Annotated in this window: 18 protein-coding genes; 16 read left to right on the top strand and 2 right to left on the bottom strand. The window is 41.7% G+C overall.

Annotated elements, in window-relative coordinates:
• The first annotated feature begins 357 nt into the window (after nucleotides 1-357).
• The 16 genes from WMO38_RS11890 to WMO38_RS11815 all read left to right on the top strand — a co-directional run bounded on the left by WMO38_RS11890 (nucleotide 358) and on the right by WMO38_RS11815 (nucleotide 16,587).
• Complete coding sequence (locus WMO38_RS11890; RefSeq protein ID WP_349162859.1) at nucleotides 358-3,411, top strand: VaFE repeat-containing surface-anchored protein; 3,054 nt, start codon at nucleotides 358-360, stop codon at nucleotides 3,409-3,411.
• Nucleotides 3,412-3,588: 177 nt separating this feature from the next.
• Nucleotides 3,589-3,912, top strand: coding sequence for a YdcP family protein (locus WMO38_RS11885; protein WP_008704175.1), 324 nt, complete (start codon nucleotides 3,589-3,591; stop codon nucleotides 3,910-3,912).
• Nucleotides 3,913-3,927: 15 nt separating this feature from the next.
• A complete protein-coding gene (locus WMO38_RS11880; RefSeq protein WP_173791297.1) occupies nucleotides 3,928-4,311 on the top strand; it encodes a YdcP family protein in 384 nt (127 codons plus the stop codon).
• 13 nt (nucleotides 4,312-4,324) lie between these two features.
• Nucleotides 4,325-5,716, top strand: a complete 1,392-nt coding sequence (locus tag WMO38_RS11875) for a helicase HerA domain-containing protein (RefSeq protein ID WP_349162858.1) — start codon at nucleotides 4,325-4,327, stop codon at nucleotides 5,714-5,716.
• 158 nt (nucleotides 5,717-5,874) lie between these two features.
• Complete coding sequence (gene mobT, locus WMO38_RS11870; protein WP_055067929.1) at nucleotides 5,875-7,107, top strand: MobT family relaxase; 1,233 nt, start codon at nucleotides 5,875-5,877, stop codon at nucleotides 7,105-7,107.
• Nucleotides 7,108-7,110: 3 nt separating this feature from the next.
• Nucleotides 7,111-7,245 carry a DUF3789 domain-containing protein gene (locus WMO38_RS11865; protein ID WP_081021271.1) on the top strand — a complete coding sequence of 45 codons (135 nt, stop codon included), beginning with the start codon at nucleotides 7,111-7,113 and terminating at the stop codon, nucleotides 7,243-7,245.
• On the top strand, nucleotides 7,242-7,463 hold the full coding sequence (locus tag WMO38_RS11860) for a hypothetical protein (protein ID WP_055060385.1): 222 nt from the start codon (nucleotides 7,242-7,244) through the stop codon (nucleotides 7,461-7,463). The genes WMO38_RS11865 and WMO38_RS11860 overlap by 4 nt, the downstream gene beginning before the upstream one ends.
• Before the next feature lie 79 nt (nucleotides 7,464-7,542).
• Nucleotides 7,543-8,070, top strand: coding sequence for a YcxB family protein (locus WMO38_RS11855; RefSeq protein ID WP_055158620.1), 528 nt, complete (start codon nucleotides 7,543-7,545; stop codon nucleotides 8,068-8,070).
• Between the two features lie 83 nt (nucleotides 8,071-8,153).
• Nucleotides 8,154-8,645, top strand: coding sequence for an antirestriction protein ArdA (locus WMO38_RS11850; RefSeq protein WP_349162857.1), 492 nt, complete (start codon nucleotides 8,154-8,156; stop codon nucleotides 8,643-8,645).
• Between the two features lie 15 nt (nucleotides 8,646-8,660).
• The gene (locus WMO38_RS11845) at nucleotides 8,661-9,056 is read left to right on the top strand and encodes a hypothetical protein (RefSeq protein ID WP_349162856.1); all 396 of its coding nucleotides are present in this window, start codon (nucleotides 8,661-8,663) and stop codon (nucleotides 9,054-9,056) included.
• A gap of 16 nt (nucleotides 9,057-9,072) precedes the next feature.
• Nucleotides 9,073-9,576, top strand: coding sequence for an antirestriction protein ArdA (locus WMO38_RS11840; protein WP_173791294.1), 504 nt, complete (start codon nucleotides 9,073-9,075; stop codon nucleotides 9,574-9,576).
• A gap of 113 nt (nucleotides 9,577-9,689) precedes the next feature.
• Entirely contained in the window at nucleotides 9,690-10,079 is a 390-nt protein-coding gene (locus tag WMO38_RS11835; RefSeq protein ID WP_349162855.1) for a conjugal transfer protein, read from the top strand.
• Complete coding sequence (gene tcpF / locus WMO38_RS11830; RefSeq protein ID WP_349162854.1) at nucleotides 10,066-12,519, top strand: conjugal transfer ATPase TcpF; 2,454 nt, start codon at nucleotides 10,066-10,068, stop codon at nucleotides 12,517-12,519. The genes WMO38_RS11835 and tcpF overlap by 14 nt, the downstream gene beginning before the upstream one ends.
• The gene (locus WMO38_RS11825; RefSeq protein ID WP_349162853.1) at nucleotides 12,516-14,666 is read left to right on the top strand and encodes a CD3337/EF1877 family mobilome membrane protein; all 2,151 of its coding nucleotides are present in this window, start codon (nucleotides 12,516-12,518) and stop codon (nucleotides 14,664-14,666) included. The genes tcpF and WMO38_RS11825 overlap by 4 nt, the downstream gene beginning before the upstream one ends.
• On the top strand, nucleotides 14,663-15,670 hold the full coding sequence (locus WMO38_RS11820; RefSeq protein WP_349162852.1) for a bifunctional lytic transglycosylase/C40 family peptidase: 1,008 nt from the start codon (nucleotides 14,663-14,665) through the stop codon (nucleotides 15,668-15,670). Before WMO38_RS11825 ends, WMO38_RS11820 begins: the two co-directional genes overlap by 4 nt.
• A gap of 14 nt (nucleotides 15,671-15,684) precedes the next feature.
• Nucleotides 15,685-16,587 carry a conjugal transfer protein gene (locus tag WMO38_RS11815; protein ID WP_173865062.1) on the top strand — a complete coding sequence of 301 codons (903 nt, stop codon included), beginning with the start codon at nucleotides 15,685-15,687 and terminating at the stop codon, nucleotides 16,585-16,587.
• A gap of 66 nt (nucleotides 16,588-16,653) precedes the next feature.
• On the opposite strand, the gene WMO38_RS11810 is transcribed toward WMO38_RS11815, so the two are convergent.
• Together WMO38_RS11810 and WMO38_RS11805 are read right to left on the bottom strand one after the other, a co-directional pair.
• Nucleotides 16,654-18,030 (bottom strand): sensor histidine kinase, encoded by a 1,377-nt coding sequence (locus tag WMO38_RS11810; RefSeq protein WP_173865061.1) that lies wholly within the window; start codon nucleotides 18,028-18,030, stop codon nucleotides 16,654-16,656.
• Nucleotides 18,031-18,032: 2 nt separating this feature from the next.
• Nucleotides 18,033-18,740 (bottom strand): response regulator transcription factor, encoded by a 708-nt coding sequence (locus WMO38_RS11805; protein WP_349162850.1) that lies wholly within the window; start codon nucleotides 18,738-18,740, stop codon nucleotides 18,033-18,035.
• Nucleotides 18,741-18,754: the final 14 nt, after the last annotated feature.

The raw sequence follows: 18,754 nt of genomic DNA, 5'->3' as shown, positions 1-18,754 counted from the left end.
ATGTTCCCGGCGGGAATCGAACCCACAACTAGCGCTTAGGAGTTCCCTGTGGCGGTTAGTATGCAGTAGTTCGATTATCCTGTAAGGGACGTTTAACGCCCCAAAAAGCGGAAAAGGGGCTTGCACAACGGCTCTGTTAATAAACTCTAATATTCAATTATATCCTTTAGAGTGTTAGCAGGCTGTTAGCAAACCAACCACTTTTTCGGGAATTACTGATAATTTGTTACAATCGTATTTAAAATCATTTATCACATGGAAACAAGATACCCGTTAGGTTGAATTTAATTAAGTTAAAGGACGTTCAGAAATGAGCGTCTTTTTTCATACCCAAAATCGAAAGGAGAAAGAGAAAATATGAATAAGCTAGTAAAGCGATTGCTGACAGGAACGCTTGCTTTTGCAACCATTCTTACGGCATTACCAGTGACGGCGGTTCATGCTTCCGGCAATCAATACTGGACAGAATCAGCAGAACGTGTCGGCTACATTGAACACGTTATGAATGATGGTTCTATCAAATCTACGTTCCATGAGGGACACATGAAAGTTGAGGGCGAAACTGCCTACTGCGTGGACATCAATACCAATTTCAAGAATGGATATAAAACAAGGTCTGACGCAAGTACACGCATGAGTAGTGATCAGATTGCGGACGTTGCTCTTTCCTTAGAGTACGTCAAGCAATATACCGCTACTCATACCGGACTGAATAACAACCAGAAGTATTTGTTGGAACAGTGTGTTGTCTGGCAGAGATTGAGTGAACAGCTTGGCTGGCAGTGTGACAACGTCAGAGCTTCCTATAATGAAATCTCACAGTCGGTACAGAATGAAGTGTACGCTGGTGCGAAAGCATTTGTGAAAGCAAACAAGGGACGTTATGAATGTGGCGGTTACATTTATACTGGCGAAGGACAGGACATCGGACAGTTCTGGGCGAAGTTAAATGTGGGAAATGCAAAGGTCAAAAAGACTTCTTCCAATCCCACGGTCACAGATGGAAATGCCAACTATTCCTTTGAGGGTGCGACATTTGGTGTCTATTCTGATAAGGGCTGTAACAGCCAGCTTGCCACACTTACTGCCGATGGAAACGGCGATACCAAAGAAGTTGAGGTAAAAGCCGGAACAGTTTACATCAAAGAGCTTTCTGCTCCAAAGGGTTACAAGCTGGATTCTACTGTCCATGCCTTAAATGTGGAAGTTGGAAAAACAGCGACATTAACTGTTGCTGACACTCCAAAGGTCACAGAGACTTTGATTGATTTATTCAAAATTGACATGGAAACAGGAAAATCCACTCCACAGGGAACTGCTTCTTTAGAGGGTGCAGAGTTCACATGGAGCTATTATGACGGTTACTACAATGCAGACAATCTTCCTGCAAAGGCTACCCGTACATGGACAACTAAAACCGTTGCAGAAAAAGACAGTGACGGAACTATCCATTATGTATCCAGACTTGCCGACAGTTACAAAGTATCCGGCGACAGCTTCTATACACAGGACGGTAAAAATGTACTGCCACTTGGTACACTCACTGTCACAGAAACAAAAGCACCAAACGGCTACTTATTAGATGGTGCATATATGCAGGCTGACGGAAGTTCCGAACAGATTAAGGGAACATACCTTACACAGATTTCCGAAGATGGCGAACTTGCCGTACTTTCTGGAAGCAACCAGTATTCCGTATCCGATAAGGTTATTCGTGGCGGTGTGAAAATCCAGAAACGTGACCTTGAAACAAAGGATACCAAAGCACAGGGAAGTGCTACCTTACAGTACACAGAATTTAATATCATTTCCTTAAATGACAGTCCTGTACTGGTTGAGGGAAAATTATACAACAAGAATGAAACTGTCAAGAAGATTCAGACAGGAATTGACGGAATTGCTTCTACTTCTGCTGACTTGCTCCCTTACGGAAATTACAGATTAGAAGAAAGCAAAGCACCAGAGGGCTACTTAACAGGCGGTGCAAAAGCAATCGACTTTTCTATCACAGAAGATGGAAAAATCGTGGACTTGACCGATAAATCCCACTCTGTCTACAACCAGATTAAGCGTGGCGATATTGAGGGTGTAAAAATCGGTGCAGGTACACACAAACGACTTGCAGGTGTTCCATTCAGAATCACAAGCAAGACAACGGGAGAATCCCATATTGTAGTTACTGACAAAAACGGTCAGTTCTCCACTGCTTCAAGCTGGGCTTCTCACAAGGTCAATACCAATGCCGGAAAATCCAGTGAGGACGGTGTATGGTTCGGTACATCTGAACCAGACGACAGCAAAGGAGCATTACTTTATGATACCTATGTGATTGAGGAATTAAAGTGTGATTCCAACGCCGGATTTAAGCTGATTCCAGCTTTTGAGGTGGTCGTATCCAGAAATAAAGTGACCGTAGATTTAGGGACACTGACCGATGAATACGAAAAAGAAATCACAATCCATACCACAGCTACCGACAAGAAAACAGGCGAAAAAATGATTGTTGCCGGAAAAGACATCAAGATCGTGGACAAAGTCACACTTGATGGCTTGGAAACAGGCAGAAAATATAAACTTTCCGGCTGGCAGATGTTAAAGGAAGAAAACGCCGAACTTCTGATAGACGGGAAACGTGTAGACAGTGATTACACTTTCACTGCTGACAGCGAAAAAATGGTAGTTGAAATTACTTACAGTTTTGATGGTTCAGCTCTTGGCGGTCAGAACCTTGTTACTTTTGAGGAATTGTACGATATGAGCAATCCGAAAGAGCCTGTCAAGGTTGCCGAACATAAAGACATCAACGATGATGGACAGACGGTTCTTATCACAGAACGTATTATCAAAATCCATACGACCGCTACAGACAAGAACGGCAAGAAAGAAATTGAAGCCGGAAAAGATGTAACGATTGTGGATAAAGTCACATTAGATGGTCTGGAAGTTGGAACTAAATACAAACTTTCTGGCTGGCAGATGTTAAAAGAGGAAAATGTCGAACTTCTGATTGACGGAAAGAAAGTATCCAATGATTATGAGTTCACAGCCGACAATGAAAAATTGACGGTTGAGATTGCCTTTACCTTTGATGGTTCTTCTCTTGGTGGCAAGAGCCTTGTCACCTTTGAGGAATTATACGATATGACTAATCCAGATGAACCAAAGAAAGTGACGGAACATAAGGACATCGCAGACGATGGACAGACTGTGACAATCAAGGAAGTGCCGGAAGTCCCAGACACACCAAAGGATACCGACACGCCGGATACACCATCTACGGTTACTAAGACAAGTGACAGCCCAAAAACAGGCGACAATACCAATATCTATGCGTATCTTGCCATGCTCGGTCTTTCCTGCGTAGGGCTTGGCGGTATGCTTTACTTCAAACGCCGTAGAAAGAAATCGTAAGGCGGTAAGGTAGCGGTTGGTAGAGCGTTCAAGGTCGCCACCCTTTTTACAACTTCACGCTCCCGTGAAGCTCTGATTTACGGGAGTGTGAAGTCCACTAGGGGCGTGGGGAGTGTAGCTTCCCACAAAGTACAGCAGGAAAGAAACTAAAACAGAAAGAAAAGAGGTCAATTATTTATGGAATTAAGATTTGTCGTACCAAACATGGAAAAGACATTCGGAAACTTGGAGTTTGCCGGAGAAAATACTACGGAACAACAGAGAATCAACGGGCGTATGGCTGTCATTACCAGAAGCTACAACCTGTATTCCGATGTGCAGAGAGCCGATGATGTAGTTGTGACACTTCCTGCCAAAGCTGGCGAAAAGCATTTCTCGCCAGAGCAGAAAGTAAAACTTATCAACCCACGAATCACTACTGATGGCTATAAAATCGGAGAACGTGGATTTGTCAATTACATCTTACTTGCAGACGATATGTTACCAGCAGAAAGTAAATAAGGGGGTATTCAGATTATGAGATTAGCAAATGGAATCGTCATTGATAAAGAAAAGACTTTTGGAGTGTTGAAGTTCTCCGCATTACGCCGTGAGGTTCATGTGCAGAATGAAGATGGAACGGTCAGTGAAGAAATCAAGGAACGTACCTACGATTTGAAGTGCAACACACAGGGACGCATGATACAGGTATCCGTTCCGGCGACTGTGCCGTTAAAGGACTATGATTACAATGCCGAAGTGGAACTTATCAATCCTGTTGCAGACACGGTAGCAAATGCAAATTATCGTGGTGCAGATGTGGACTGGTATGTAAAGGCAGATGATATTATTTTGAAAAATAAAGCTACTCATGCCGGAAATCCACAGAACAATGTTCCACAGCAACCGCCGAAGAAATAAGAGGTGTTAGCGTATGATGTGGAAAAAGAAAGGTAACAGGATTCGTGCCAGTGACAAATCGCTGGTCTATCACTTCTGTATCGGTTGGCTGTTGCTTCTGTTCGTTGCGGTGTTCCTGCTACTGAATCTGCGACAGATTCTTGTTACAGACTGGAAAGATTTTAACCTGCTCCATGCCGGAATTACTTGGACTGCCTACAATTCCATTACGGTTCTGATAGCGACTGGTGTTTGTGCATTGGTCGCTTTTCTCTACTACCGTTACGGATATGACCGTATCAAGCAGTTGTTACACAGGCAAAAGCTGGCTCGTATGGTGCTGGAAAATAAATGGTATGAAGCGCAAAATACCAAAGACAGCGTTTTTTTCACTGACCTGCAAAGCAGATCAAGAGAAAAAATCGTGTGGTTTCCCAAAATCTACTACCAGATGAACAATGGTTTGTTGCATATTCTGTGTGAAATCACAATGGGAAAATATCAAGAACAGCTCCTGTCCTTAGAGGATAAACTGGAATCGGGGCTGTACTGTGAGCTGACCGATAAGACACTGCATGACGGCTATATCGAATATACCCTGCTCTATAATATGATAGCGAACCGTATTTCGATTGATGAAGTGATTGCTGAAAACGGCGGTCTGCGGTTAATGAAAAATCTGGTGTGGGAATATGATTCACTTCCCCATGCCCTTATCTGCGGTGGTACTGGCGGTGGAAAGACCTATTTTCTACTGACCATCATTGAAGCACTGTTTAAAACCAATGCAGATTTATATATTCTTGACCCAAAGAACGCTGACCTTGCAGACTTGGGAACGGTCATGGAAAACGTCTACCACACGAAAGACGATATGATTGACTGTGTCAATACCTTTTATGAGGGCATGGTCACACGCTCGGAAGAAATGAAACTGCACCCGAACTACCGTACAGGAGAAAACTATGCCTATCTGGGGCTTGCTCCACAGTTCCTTATTTTTGATGAATATGTGGCGTTCTTGGAAATGCTCACGACAAAGGAAAGCACCGCCCTGTTAAGCCAGTTAAAGAAAATCGTCATGCTTGGTAGACAGGCTGGATATTTTCTGATTGTGGCTTGCCAGCGTCCAGACGCAAAGTATTTCGGGGACGGTATCAGAGATAATTTCAACTTCCGTGTGGGGCTTGGTCGCATGAGTGAACTCGGCTACGGTATGCTCTTTGGAAGCGATGTGAAAAAACAGTTTTTCCAGAAGCGAATCAAAGGGCGTGGATACTGTGATGTGGGAACAAGTGTCATATCTGAATTTTATACTCCGCTTGTACCCAAAGGATATGATTTCTTAGGTATGATTGGAGAACTTGCACACATAAGGCAGGACGGACAGGTGGCGTGCGAAGCGAAAGCCACAGGTACGGACTAGCCTTGCTGGTGTGGCGGTAGCCACGCCAGCATATATTAAGCCCCTCGGTATCTAACAGAGGGGCACAAATCACAAGGAAACATACACAAAAGTTACCGATTCTTGGCTGAAATCAAGCATTTGGTAGCTTTTTTTACTGCTGTGACATCGGATATAAAATGTCACAGTTTTTTCGTAAAGGGGGTATCGCACTGAATGATACAGAGTGGATACAGGATTTTGCAGACAGACGTTTGCAGTACGGTGTATCCCAGACGAAACTTGCGGTCATGGCTGGAATCAGCCGTGAACATTTAAGCCGTATCGAATCCGGCAAGGTGGCGGTCACAGAAGAAATGAAAGTGAAACTTTTGGAAGCTCTGGAAAAATTCAATCCAGAAGCACCGCTTACCATGCTGTTTGATTATGTGAGGATACGGTTTCCGACACTGGATATTGGACACATCATTAAGGACATCTTACAGCTCAATATCCAGTACATGATACATGAGGACTTCGGGCATTACAGCTACACGGAACACTACTACATCGGAGATATTTTCGTATATACTTCTCCCGATGAAGAAAAAGGTGTCCTGCTGGAACTGAAAGGAAAAGGCTGTCGCCAGTTTGAAAGTTATCTGCTGGCACAGGAACGGAGCTGGTATGATTTCCTTATGGACGCTCTGGTGGACGGTGGTGTGATGAAACGCCTTGACCTTGCCATCAATGACCATACAGGAATGTTGGATATTCCAGAACTGACCGAAAAATGCCGGAATGAGGAATGTGTATCGGTGTTCCGTTCCTTTAAGTCCTATGCTTCCGGCGAACTGGTCAAGCATGAGGAACAGGACAAGGCTGGTATGGGCTATACACTTTATATCGGCTCATTGAAAAGTGAGGTGTACTTCTGTGTCTATGAAAAAAGCTATGAGCAGTACATCAAACTTGGGATTCCCATTGAGGAAGCACCGATAAAAAACAGATTTGAAATACGGTTAAAAAATGAACGTGCTTATTATGCTGTCCGTGACCTGCTGACTTACTATGACGCTGAACGGACGGCATTTTCTATTATCAACCGTTATGTACGCTTTGTGGATAAGGAAGCAGACAAGAAACGGAGCGACTGGAAATTATCTGTCCGCTGGGCGTGGTTCATCGGGGAAAACAGAGAGCCGTTAAAGCTCACGACCAAACCCGAACCCTACACATTGGACAGAACCCTACGCTGGATTCAACGGCAGGTTGACCCGACACTTAAAATGCTGGAAACAATCACAGCAAAAACAGGCGTTGATTATCTGAAAGAAATCCGTAAATCCACAAAACTGACGGAAAAACACTACAAGATAATCGAACAACAGACCACATCTACCGAAGATGTGATTTTAGAAAAGGAGAATTGAAAAATGCAACGATTATTATTTGACTTCCTGTTCTTCTCTTTAGGGGGAACAGTTGGCGTGGTTGCCATGTGTATTTTACAGGCTGGCAGACAGTCTGACAGAAAAATGATGGAACTGAAAGGAGAAAAGAAAGCATGAATTTTGGACAAAACCTTTATAACTGGTTTTTAAGCAATGCACAGAGCCTTGTGTTGATGGCGATTGTTGTTATCGGTATCTACTTGGGATTCAAGCGTGAGTTTTCCAAACTCATCGGATTCTTGGTAGTTGCCTTAATAGCCGTTGGTCTTGTATTCAATGCATCCGGCGTAAAAGACGTATTGTTACAGTTATTCAATAAGATTATTGGAGCGTAAAATTAAGAATCCCACATTTTGAACACAAACTTGTGGTAATATACTAATATCATTAAAATGTTTAAAGGAGATTCTTATTATGGTTAGATACAGTATTGAAATCGGACAGCAAGAACAAGATATTTTAAAAGAAATCGTTTTAGCCAGTGATAAAAATGTAAAGAAACGTAAATTTGCAACAGGGTTATCGTCTGTGATGGCTGTCATAATGTTAATATACACGATTCTTTGCTTTATGAATAGTCGTATTGGCTATGGTATTATTGGATTATTATTTTCAGTTTTCTTTATCTGGATTATCATAAACGGAGCTAACACATTTCAGAAAAAAGTAATAAATATTGTTCATTCAAAGATGGATAATAAACTGACTTCGGGAAAACGTGAATATTGTTTTGATACCGATGGAGTTGCAGTTAGTTCTGATATTGGTAACGGGACTAATCATTGGAACGCCTTTAAATGTTGGGGGATTTTCAGAAATTACATATATATCAGAACAATAAAAAATGAAATGGTTCTTGTTAATCAAAATGATTTGTCTGAAAATGATGTAAAAGAGTTAAAATCCCTTTTGAGTCAGAATTTAAAAGAAGAAACGCTTTAATATTGTTTTAGAGTTAAGCAGTCTTTCAGTTATGATCGACTGCTTTTTTCATACTCAAAATTAGAAGAAAGGACTGAATTACGATGGAAGAATGTAGCGTATTGATTGAAACGACCAAATCAGCAGAGGATAAAACCTCTCGCTGGTTTGATTTACCCATTGATTATGAGCTGTTCCGTGACCTGCTCGGCGTGGAAGCTGACAGCAATGATTATCAAATCATTGGTATGAAGCTCCCCTTTGCTGGCGACATTGTAAGGACAACATCTGTCAGACGATTAAACAAGCTGTACTTTGCTTACACGGATTTATCGACAGAGGTTCAGCAGGCTTATAAAGAGTTGATTTCCTATTGTGGCGGTGTAGAGGATTTATTGCAGAAATCAGAAGAATTTCTGTTTTATCCAGAGTGCCACAACATCATGGACGTTGCCCGTTACCGCTTGGAGCATAACATTGAATTTTCTGCTCTTTCCGAAAAAGGAAAGAAATATTTTAATCTGGAAGCCTACGCCCATGAGCTGGAAGAAAAAGGACGTTATGCAGTCTGCAACAATGGTATGTTTAAACTTTGACAGATGGTATTGCTTATGACAGAAATGAAAGTATTTGTTATCAATCTTGAGGAACAGGAAAAAGATACAGGCTGTGCATGGTTTACACTTCCCTGCAACATAGAAGCATTAAAACAAACCATTGGATTACCGCCGGACAGTGACCATTATCTTATCAGTGATTATGATTTTCCTTTTGAAATCCTGCAAGATACAGACCTTGACCTGTTAAACAATATCTGCCTTGCAATTTCAGAGAGTGAAATTCCACCCGAAGATATACCTGCAATTCAAAGAGAATGGTTTTCAAACCTGCAAGAGCTGGAAGCCGGACTTTGCAATATTACATACCATCGGAACTGTTCAGATATGGAAGAAACATCAGAACATTTCCTGTGTGTGCATGGCAGATTTTATGAATACAATGAGTGAAAGGAAGTGACCGTTTATGATTGATGATATGCAAGTCTATATAGCCAATCTTGGCAAGTACAATGAGGGAGAACTGGTCGGGGACTGGTTCTCTTTTCCGTTGGACGAAGAAGTGATTGCAGAACGTATCGGCTTAAATGCAGAGTACGAAGAATACGCAATCCATGATACGGACAACTTCCCGATGGAGATTAGCGAATACATTTCCATCGAAGAACTGAACCGTATCTATGAGCAGTTGGAAGAATTACCGGATTACCTGCTGGACGACTTGGATAGTTTTATATCCTGCTATGGAAGTCTGGAAGAACTGGTGGAGCATAAGGACGACATCATTCTGTATTCCGGCTGTGAAACGATGACCGATTTAGCCTACTATCTGATTGATGAAGAACAGGCACTCGGAGAAATCCCGTCCTCTTTACAGAACTATATCGACTATGAAGCCTACGGGCGTGACCTCGATATAGAGGGGACATTTATTGCAACAAACGCTGGTATCTGTGAGGTACTGCGTTAAGGGCTGGCAGATCAGCACCGCCACTGGTGCTACTGTCAGCTTTTCTCTTGGGGACAGTCTGGGAAATCCGGCTGTCCCTGTTGTTAGGAAAATGAAGAAAGGAGCATTTACAAGTGAAGAAAATCCGAAGTTATACAAGTATCTGGAACGTGGAAAAGGTACTGTATGCCATCAATGATGTAAACCTGCCATTCCCTGTGACCTTTACCCAGATTATATGGTTTGTACTGACGGAATTTATCATCATTCTGTTTGCAGATGTACCGCCACTTTCCATGATTGAGGGAGCATTTTTAAAATATTTCGGGATTCCCGTTGCCCTCACATGGTTCATGTCACAGAAAACCTTTGACGGGAAAAAGCCATACAGTTACATCAAGACGATGGTGCTGTATGCTCTGCGTCCCAAAGTGACTTATGCCGGAAAAGCCGTGAACCTGCATAAGCAGAAATTTGAGGAAACTATCACGGCAGTAAGGAGTGTGACCTATGTTCCCGATTAAATATATCGACAATAACCTTGTCTGGAATAAGGACAATGAGGTGTTCGCCTACTATGAGCTGATACCGTACAATTATTCATTCTTATCCCCAGAACAGAAATACCTTGTGCATGACAGCTTCCGTCAGCTTATCGCACAGTCCCGTGAGGGAAAGATTCATGCGTTGCAGATTGCAACTGAAAGTTCAATCCGAAGCATACAGGAACAGTCAAAGAAGCTGGTAACTGGAAAGCTCCGTGAAGTAGCAATCCAAAAGATAGACGACCAGACCGAAGCCCTTGTATCCATGATAGGCGACAATCAAGTGGATTACCGTTTCTTTCTGGGATTCAAGCTCATGGTCACAGAGGACGAAGTCAATCTGAAGAACATCAAAAAATCGGTATTTCTGACATTCCGTGAGTTTTTGAATGAGGTAAGGCACACGCTGATGAATGACTTTGTTTCCATGAGCAATGATGAAATCAACCGTTATGCGAAGATGGAAAAACTGCTGGAAAACAAAATCTCCCGTAGATTCAAAATCCGCCGACTGGAAGCCAAAGATTTTGCCTATCTGATGGAACACCTCTACGGCAGGGACGGGATAGCCTATGAAGATTATGTGTATCCTCTTCCAAAAAGAAAATTAAAAAGAGAAACACTGATTAAGTATTATGACCTTATCCGTCCTACCCGTTGCGTGGTGGAAGAAAGCCAGCGATATTTGCGTCTGGAACATGAGGACAGTGAAAGCTATGTGTCCTACTTTACGGTCAATGCGATTGTCGGAGAACTGGACTTCCCATCATCGGAAATCTTTTATTTCCAGCAACAGCAGTTCACATTCCCTGTGGATACATCCATGAATGTTGAGATTGTCGGAAATAAGAAAGCCTTAACCACTGTCCGTAATAAGAAAAAGGAATTAAAGGACTTGGACAATCACGCCTATCAAGCCGGAAACGAAACAAGTTCAAATGTGGTGGAAGCCTTGGACAGTGTCGATGAACTGGAAACAGATTTAGACCAGAGCAAGGAAAGTATGTATAAGTTAAGTTACGTCATACGGGTGTCTGCACCCGATCTTGACGAACTGAAACGCCGTTGTGATGAAGTCAAGGACTTTTACGATGATTTGAATGTGAAGCTGGTTCGCCCTGCCGGAGATATGATGGGACTGCATGGAGAATTTCTTCCAGCCAGCAAGCGTTATATCAATGATTATATCCAGTATGTGAAATCCGACTTTTTAGCCGGACTTGGTTTCGGTGCTACTCAGATGTTGGGAGAAAACATAGGAATCTATATCGGGTATTCCGTGGATACAGGAAGAAATGTCTACCTGCAACCGTCCCTTGCCAGTCAAGGGGTAAAAGGTACGGTCACAAATGCGTTGGCTTCTGCTTTTGTAGGTTCGCTTGGCGGTGGAAAATCATTCTGTAATAACCTGCTAGTATATTATTCCGTCCTGTTCGGTGGACAGGCAGTTATCCTAGACCCGAAAAGTGAGCGTGGAAGCTGGAAAGAAACTCTGCCGGAGATTGCAGAGGAAATCAACATTGTAAATCTTACCAGCGACAAGGAAAATGCAGGGCTTCTTGACCCGTTTGTAATTATGAAAGATAAAGAGGACGGAGCTACACTGGCAAAAGAAATTTTAACATTTTTAACAGGTATCTCAACCCGTGATGGAGACAAGTTCCCTGTGCTTATCAGTGCAATCAGCAAAGTATCAGAAAGTGAACACAGAGGATTGCTAAATGTTATCACAGAATTACGGAAAGAAAATACGCCTATTGCAAACCATATCGCAAATCATATTGACAGTTTTACAAATTATGATTTTGCACACCTGCTCTTTTCAGACGGAACAGTGAAAAATACTATCAGTTTGGATAACCTGCTCAATATCATACAGGTTGCGGATTTGGTTCTGCCGGATAAAGATACTACTTTTGACGAATACACGACCATTGAATTATTATCGGTGGCAATGTTGATTGTAATATCTACCTTTGCCTTAGACTTTATCCATTCAGACCGAAGCATTTTTAAGATTGTAGACCTTGATGAAGCATGGGCGTTCTTAAATGTGGCACAGGGTGAAACACTCTCAAATAAGCTGGTGCGTGCTGGTAGAGCCATGAACGCCGGAGTTTATTTCGTGACACAATCCTCTGGGGACGTATCGAAAGAAAGTCTGAAAAATAACATCGGCTTAAAGTTTGCGTTCCGCTCCACAGATACTAATGAAATCAAACAGACCTTAGAGTTTTTCGGGCTGGACAGTGAGGACGAAAACAACCAGAAACGGTTGAGGGATTTGGAGAACGGACAATGCTTAATGCAGGATTTATACGGACGTGTCGGTGTGGTACAGATACACCCTGTCTTTGTAGAACTGCTCCATGCCTTTGATACCAGACCGCCGATAAAAAGTGAGGTGGATTTGGAATGATGAAATCTGTCACAAAAGAAAAGGTATTCCATGTACTGAAACTGGTTCTGCTTGCCGTGACCGTTACACTGGTACTGTTATCCCTGCTTGGGACGGTAGCTCATGCGTCTGGACTGGTCGATGATACGGTCAATGCAGACAACCTGTATTCAAAGTATCCGCTTTCCAACTATCAGCTTGATTTCTATGTGGACAATAGCTGGTCATGGCTTCCGTGGAACTGGCTGGACGGCATTGGAAAATCAGTGCAGTACGGGCTTTACTGTATCACAAATTTTGTCTGGACAATCAGCCTGTATCTTAGCAATGCCACTGGGTATGTGGTGCAACAGGCGTATAAGCTGGACTTTATCAATGATATGGCAGACAGTATCGGGAAAAGTATCCAGACACTTGCCGGAGTGACCGAAAACGGATTTTCCAGCAGTGGATTCTATGTGGGATTCCTGCTTATTATCATTCTGATTGTAGGTGTTTATACCGCCTATACAGGGCTTCTCAAACGGGAAACAAGCAAGGCACTTCACGCTGTTATCAACTTTGTGGTGGTGTTCATCGTGTCTGCGTCCTTTATTGCTTATGCTCCCAACTATATCCAGAAAATCAATGATTTCAGTTCGGACATCAGCACCGCTTCTCTGGACTTGGGGACAAAAATCATGCTCCCCGATTCACAAAGCAAAGGGAAAGACAGCGTAGACCTTATCCGTGACAGCCTGTTTTCGATACAGGTAGAAAAACCGTGGCTGTTATTGCAGTTCGGGAACAGTGATACCGAAGAAATCGGGGCTGACCGTGTGGAAGCTCTGGTATCTGCCAGTCCGTCAGACGAAGATGGAGAAACAAGGGAAAATGTTGTCAAAACAGAGATTGAAGATAACGACAATGACAACCTTACCATTCCACAGGTCGTCAACCGTCTTGGCATGGTGTTCTTCCTGCTCATTTTCAATCTCGGTATCACAATCTTTATCTTCCTGCTTACCGGCATGATGTTATTTTCCCAGATACTATTTATCATATATGCCATGTTTTTACCTGTCAGTTTTTTACTGTCCATGATACCGACCTATGAGAACATGGCGAAACAGGCAGTTGTCCGTGTGTTCAACGCCATTATGACAAGAGCCGGAATTACGCTGATTGTGACCGTGGCATTTTCGATTTCCAGTATGTTCTACAACATTTCCACGGACTATCCGTTCTTCATGGTGGCGTTTTTGCAGATAATCTGTTTTGCCGGAATCTACATGAAGCTCGGAGAACTAATGAGTATGTTCAGCCTTAATGCCAATGATAGCCAGCAGATAGGTCGCCGGATATTCCGTAGACCGATGGTGTTCATGCGACACAGGGCAAGACGTATGGAACGCCGACTTGCAAGGGCTGTGGGTACAGGAAGTATGGTCGGAGCTGGTGCTGGTGCAGTCGCTGGTTCTGCTTATAATCAATCTCGTTCTACACATAAAAACACACCAGCCAGACCACAAAGGAATAATGAGGTTTCCATGGGAAGCCGTGTTGGTTCTGCGGTAGGTGCTGTAATGGATACGAAAAATAAAGTCCGTGACAGTGCTTCTTCTCTGAATGAAAATGTGAAAGACTTACCGACACAGGCTGGTTATGCTGTTCACTCTGCCAAACAGAAAGCAAAGGATAATGTATCGGACTTTAAGCGTGGCATTGTGGAAGAACGGGAAAACCGACAGGAACAGCGTACACAGAAACGCAACCTGCACAGGGAAAATATCTCACAGAAAAAGCAGGAATTACAGAAAGCACAGGAAGCAAGGCAGACAGTTCATGCGAATGGATCAGCGACAGCCGGAGCTACCAGAAGCCATGAACGCCCTGTTTCCACACCTGTTCCAAAAACAGCACAGACCAATACGGTCATAAAGCCGGATATGAAGCGTCCTGCTACTTCTCCTGTGATAAAAAATGCAGAAGTCAAGGCTGGAAAAGAAACTGTCCGAACCAATATCAGACAGGAACAGCAGGTCAAATCGGTTGCCAGAAAGAACCAGACAAACGTAGCGGAATCCATCAGCAATCATAAGAAATCTACGGTACAGAAAACACAGGTCAATGGGAAATCTGCCCGTAAGACTGTTACGAAACAATCAGAGAAAGGACGGAAGAAATGAGATTAAAACGTATCCTTATCATAGGTACGATATTTCCTGTCCTTTTCTCTATTGTCCTCTTTTTCGGGATATTGATTTCCGGCGAAGATGACGACAGTTCCAACAGCTATTCGCCTGTCTATTCTGGCATGAACCTGTCAGCCGATGTCCTCAAACATCAGCCGATGGTAGAAAAATACGCCAGAGAAAACGGTATCTCGGAGTATGTGAACGTCCTGCTTGCCATCATACAGATAGAAAGTGGCGGTACGGCTACCGATGTCATGCAGTCCAGCGAAAGTCTGGGACTACCGCCAAACTCATTAAGTACGGAAGAATCTATTAAGCAGGGGTGTAAATATTTTGCGTCCCTGCTTTCTTCCTGTAAAGCAAAAGGCATGACGGACATTAACGTGGTCATTCAGTCTTATAACTATGGTGGTGGCTATGCAGACTATGTGGCGAAGAACGGGAAAAAGCACAGCTTCAACCTTGCAGAGAATTTCGCAAAGAATAAATCCGGCGGTACAAAAGTGACCTATACGAACCCGATAGCGGTCAGCAAAAATGGTGGCTGGCGTTATAACTACGGGAATATGTTCTATGTGGAGCTGGTCAACCAATATCTGACCGTGAAGCAGTTCAGTAACGAAACGGTACAGGCGGTTATGAATGAAGCATTGAAGTATCAAAGCTGGAAATATGTCTACGGTGGCAGTAACCCGAACACCTCTTTTGACTGTTCTGGTCTTACCCAGTGGTGCTACGGAAAAGCCGGAATCAGCTTGCCACGAACTGCACAGGCACAGTATGACGCAACCCAGCATATCCCATTGTCACAGGCACAGGCTGGCGATTTGGTCTTTTTCCATTCCACTTACAATACCAGCGACTATGTTACCCATGTAGGAATCTATGTGGGAAACAATCAGATGTATCATGCCGGAAATCCAATCGGCTATACCGATTTGACCTCTGCCTACTGGCAACAGCACATCATTTGTGCCGGAAGAATCAAACAATAGAAAGGACTTGAAATATGTTTAAGAAGAAAGAAAAAACAGAGAAAGCACCTAAGAATAAGAAAGTGCGTACCATGAAAGTCGGGACACATAAAAAGTCTGTCCTGCTGTTGTGGGCGGTGCTTTTAGCAAGCACCAGTTTTGGTGTGTATAAGAACTTTACCGCCATTGACACCCACACGGTACATGAAAAAGAAGTCATTCAACTAAGATTGAACGATACCAACGGTATTGAGAATTTCGTCAAGAACTTTGCGAAAGCCTACTATTCATGGGATACCAGCAAGGAAGCCATTGAAGCAAGGACAACGGAAATCAGTAAATACCTTACCAAAGAATTACAGGATTTGAACGCCGATACCATCAGAACGGACATACCAACCAGTGCGACCGTTACAAATGTGCTGGTCTGGAATGTAAAGCAGTCTGGAACGGACGATTTTACCGTTGCCTACGAAGTAGATCAGCAGGTAAAAGAGGGAGAACAGACACAGGCAGTCACAGAAAATTACACTGTAACAGTTCATGTGGATAAGGACGGTGCAATGGTCATTACCCAGAATCCTACCCTCGCTCCGGCAGTACAGAAATCAAAGTATGAACCGAAAGCACAGGAAGCCGATGTCAGTGTCAGCTCCGATACAGTCAAGGACGCTACCGCTTTCTTGGAAACATTCTTTAAGCTCTATCCGACAGCTACGGAAAAAGAACTTGCCTATTATGTTAAAGCCGGAGTGCTTGCTCCTGTCTCCGGCGACTATGTATTTTCAGAACTGGTAAACGCTGTCTTTACCAAAGACAGCAACAACCTCAAGGTCAGTGTGTCTGTGAAATATCTGGATAACAAGTCGAAAATGACACAAATCTCACAGTATAATCTAGTACTTCATAAGGACGATAACTGGAAGATTGTAGAATAAATGATACCACAAAAGACCGTAGCCTGTAAGATAACATTCTAATGTAAAATACAAGCTACGGTTTTATCATTGATTTTTTATGGGCAAGGAAATAGTCGTGGAAAATCCGTTATTTAATGCACTTGAAATAGATACAGTTCCATTATGAATAGAAATAATTTCTTTCACCAGAAGAAGCCCTAAACCATGCCGTAAATCTAACCTTTCATCTGTACTTTGCAGATAATGAGGTGTTGACTGTATTTTTTGTAATTTTTCTTCTGATATTCCTTTTCCGTTATCACTGATTACCAATATTAAATTGTTTCTGTTTACAGCTAAACTAACTGAGATTGTACAACCATTTTCATTATGATTGATACTGTTAGAAATAATATTTTGTATTGCTCGATATAACAATCTTTCATCTCCTATAATAGAGATTTGTTCTGTATTACAGTCTAAATTTAATTCAAAATCAAATTTGTTATTTAGATTGTTATTTAGATACTCAACGACAATTTCTCGTATCATTTTACATAAATGAACAGGCGTTTGTTTAACTGGCTGAACATTATAATTTAATTGACTCACAAGGTTCAAATCCTGAACCAAATTTTTAATTTTAACACTTTGGATTTTGATAATATTTGCTTGTTTTCTGGTGTTTTCCTCAACATCTAATGAAGAAGTTATTCTATCTGCATACCCCATAATCATGGAAAGCGGTGTTCGTATATCATGTGAAACGCCACTTATCCAGTTTGCTCTCGCTTTATTTTGCTTGTCTAATTGCAATGATGTTTCGTTAATACGTTTTCCAATATCTTCCAATTCCCCATTTATATTAAGGACAACTGTTTCGCCATGAGACAGCTTATCTAATCCATTGAGAATAGGAGCAACTTTCAGCATTACATTTCGTTTTGATAAATAATATACAATAAACAGAATAGTTACATTTGATACCAACATAATAAAAAGAATAATGGGAGTTTTCTGCATTGCTGATAAAGGAAGATAGTTAGTCACAAATTTTGAATAACTGTTCTTTGGATAACCTAATACCAATAAATCATTTTCTTGCTTCCATGTGAATACGGGATAATTTTTGATATACCCCTTAGAAAAGGTGGCAACGTCTTGTAATGAATATTTAAGTGGTATTTCTTCTGGTAGATTGTATTGCCAGATTACATTACCGCTATTATCTATTACAATTCCCCAGATGTTGTTTGTAATTAAATCTTTTTGACACCTATTATTTAATATATATTTTCCATCTTGGATAGTAAGATTATTAGATACTTTTTCTAATGTTTGGACAGGATTATCTTCGCTTATACTGTTGACAGTACCATTAAAAGCTAGGAAGAAAAGCAGTAAATCAAAAACCACTATAAGGATTATTACTGACAAGTATATGAATAAATGTTTACTAATAAATTTTCCAAAATTCCGCATTATTATAACCTGCTCTCCACATTTATTTTATATCCCAATCCTTTAACAGTTACTAGTGATTTTGGTTTTGAGGGGGTAATTTCAATTTTTTCTCTTATGCGTCGAATATGAGCAAGTAGTGAATTTCCATATCCAAATGGATTGTCGCCCCATACAGCTTCACAAAGAGCGTCTATTGTTACGATGTGGTTAGCATTTCGTACAAGTGCTTCTAAAATATCATGTTCTTTTGCAGTAAGAGGTAAAATCTTATCTTCCCATATAACCTGTGCATTAGCTAAATCAATTTTACAATCACGCAATTCTATAAGTGGGCTATCTTCCTTATAACATCTGCGTAATACAGCATTTAGGCGAAATATAAGTTCTTTTGGCATAAAGGGTTTTGTTATATAATCGTCAGCTCCTAGCCCAAAACCAGAATATTTATCTTGTATATCATCTTTTGCAGTCAAAAATATTACTGGAATATTAGTGAAACTTCTTAGTGCGTCCATAAGCTCAAAACCGTTTCCGTCTGGAAGCATAACATCTAATATGGCTATATCTGGTTTTTCCTGTTGGCAGATTTCCAAAGCTGATTTTACACAATCAGCGGTAATAATATTAAAAAAGTTTTCATCTTCTAATATGGTAATGAGCATACTTCTTAAACTTTCTTCATCATCAACTATCAATACTTTTTTTGATTTTAAGTATGTATCTTTCATTTGCTTGTCACACC

The organism is Lachnospira hominis (ex Hitch et al. 2025), from assembly GCF_040096395.1.
GTDB lineage: Bacteria > Bacillota > Clostridia > Lachnospirales > Lachnospiraceae > Lachnospira > Lachnospira hominis.
Note: the sequence above shows the minus strand (reverse complement) of the source record. Positions and strands in the feature narration are given on the sequence as shown.

Coding starts and splice junctions, on each gene's coding strand:
- WMO38_RS11855 (WP_055158620.1), top strand. CDS start 7,543: ATGGTTAGATACAGTATTGAAATCGGACAGCAAGAACAAGATATTTTA.
- WMO38_RS11810 (WP_173865061.1), bottom strand. CDS start 18,030: ATGCGGAATTTTGGAAAATTTATTAGTAAACATTTATTCATATACTTG.
- WMO38_RS11865 (WP_081021271.1), top strand. CDS start 7,111: ATGCAACGATTATTATTTGACTTCCTGTTCTTCTCTTTAGGGGGAACA.
- WMO38_RS11840 (WP_173791294.1), top strand. CDS start 9,073: ATGATTGATGATATGCAAGTCTATATAGCCAATCTTGGCAAGTACAAT.
- WMO38_RS11875 (WP_349162858.1), top strand. CDS start 4,325: ATGATGTGGAAAAAGAAAGGTAACAGGATTCGTGCCAGTGACAAATCG.
- WMO38_RS11880 (WP_173791297.1), top strand. CDS start 3,928: ATGAGATTAGCAAATGGAATCGTCATTGATAAAGAAAAGACTTTTGGA.
- WMO38_RS11845 (WP_349162856.1), top strand. CDS start 8,661: ATGACAGAAATGAAAGTATTTGTTATCAATCTTGAGGAACAGGAAAAA.
- WMO38_RS11805 (WP_349162850.1), bottom strand. CDS start 18,740: ATGAAAGATACATACTTAAAATCAAAAAAAGTATTGATAGTTGATGAT.
- mobT (WP_055067929.1), top strand. CDS start 5,875: ATGTCACAGTTTTTTCGTAAAGGGGGTATCGCACTGAATGATACAGAG.
- WMO38_RS11825 (WP_349162853.1), top strand. CDS start 12,516: ATGATGAAATCTGTCACAAAAGAAAAGGTATTCCATGTACTGAAACTG.
- WMO38_RS11850 (WP_349162857.1), top strand. CDS start 8,154: ATGGAAGAATGTAGCGTATTGATTGAAACGACCAAATCAGCAGAGGAT.
- WMO38_RS11815 (WP_173865062.1), top strand. CDS start 15,685: ATGTTTAAGAAGAAAGAAAAAACAGAGAAAGCACCTAAGAATAAGAAA.
- WMO38_RS11890 (WP_349162859.1), top strand. CDS start 358: ATGAATAAGCTAGTAAAGCGATTGCTGACAGGAACGCTTGCTTTTGCA.
- WMO38_RS11820 (WP_349162852.1), top strand. CDS start 14,663: ATGAGATTAAAACGTATCCTTATCATAGGTACGATATTTCCTGTCCTT.
- tcpF (WP_349162854.1), top strand. CDS start 10,066: ATGTTCCCGATTAAATATATCGACAATAACCTTGTCTGGAATAAGGAC.
- WMO38_RS11860 (WP_055060385.1), top strand. CDS start 7,242: ATGAATTTTGGACAAAACCTTTATAACTGGTTTTTAAGCAATGCACAG.
- WMO38_RS11885 (WP_008704175.1), top strand. CDS start 3,589: ATGGAATTAAGATTTGTCGTACCAAACATGGAAAAGACATTCGGAAAC.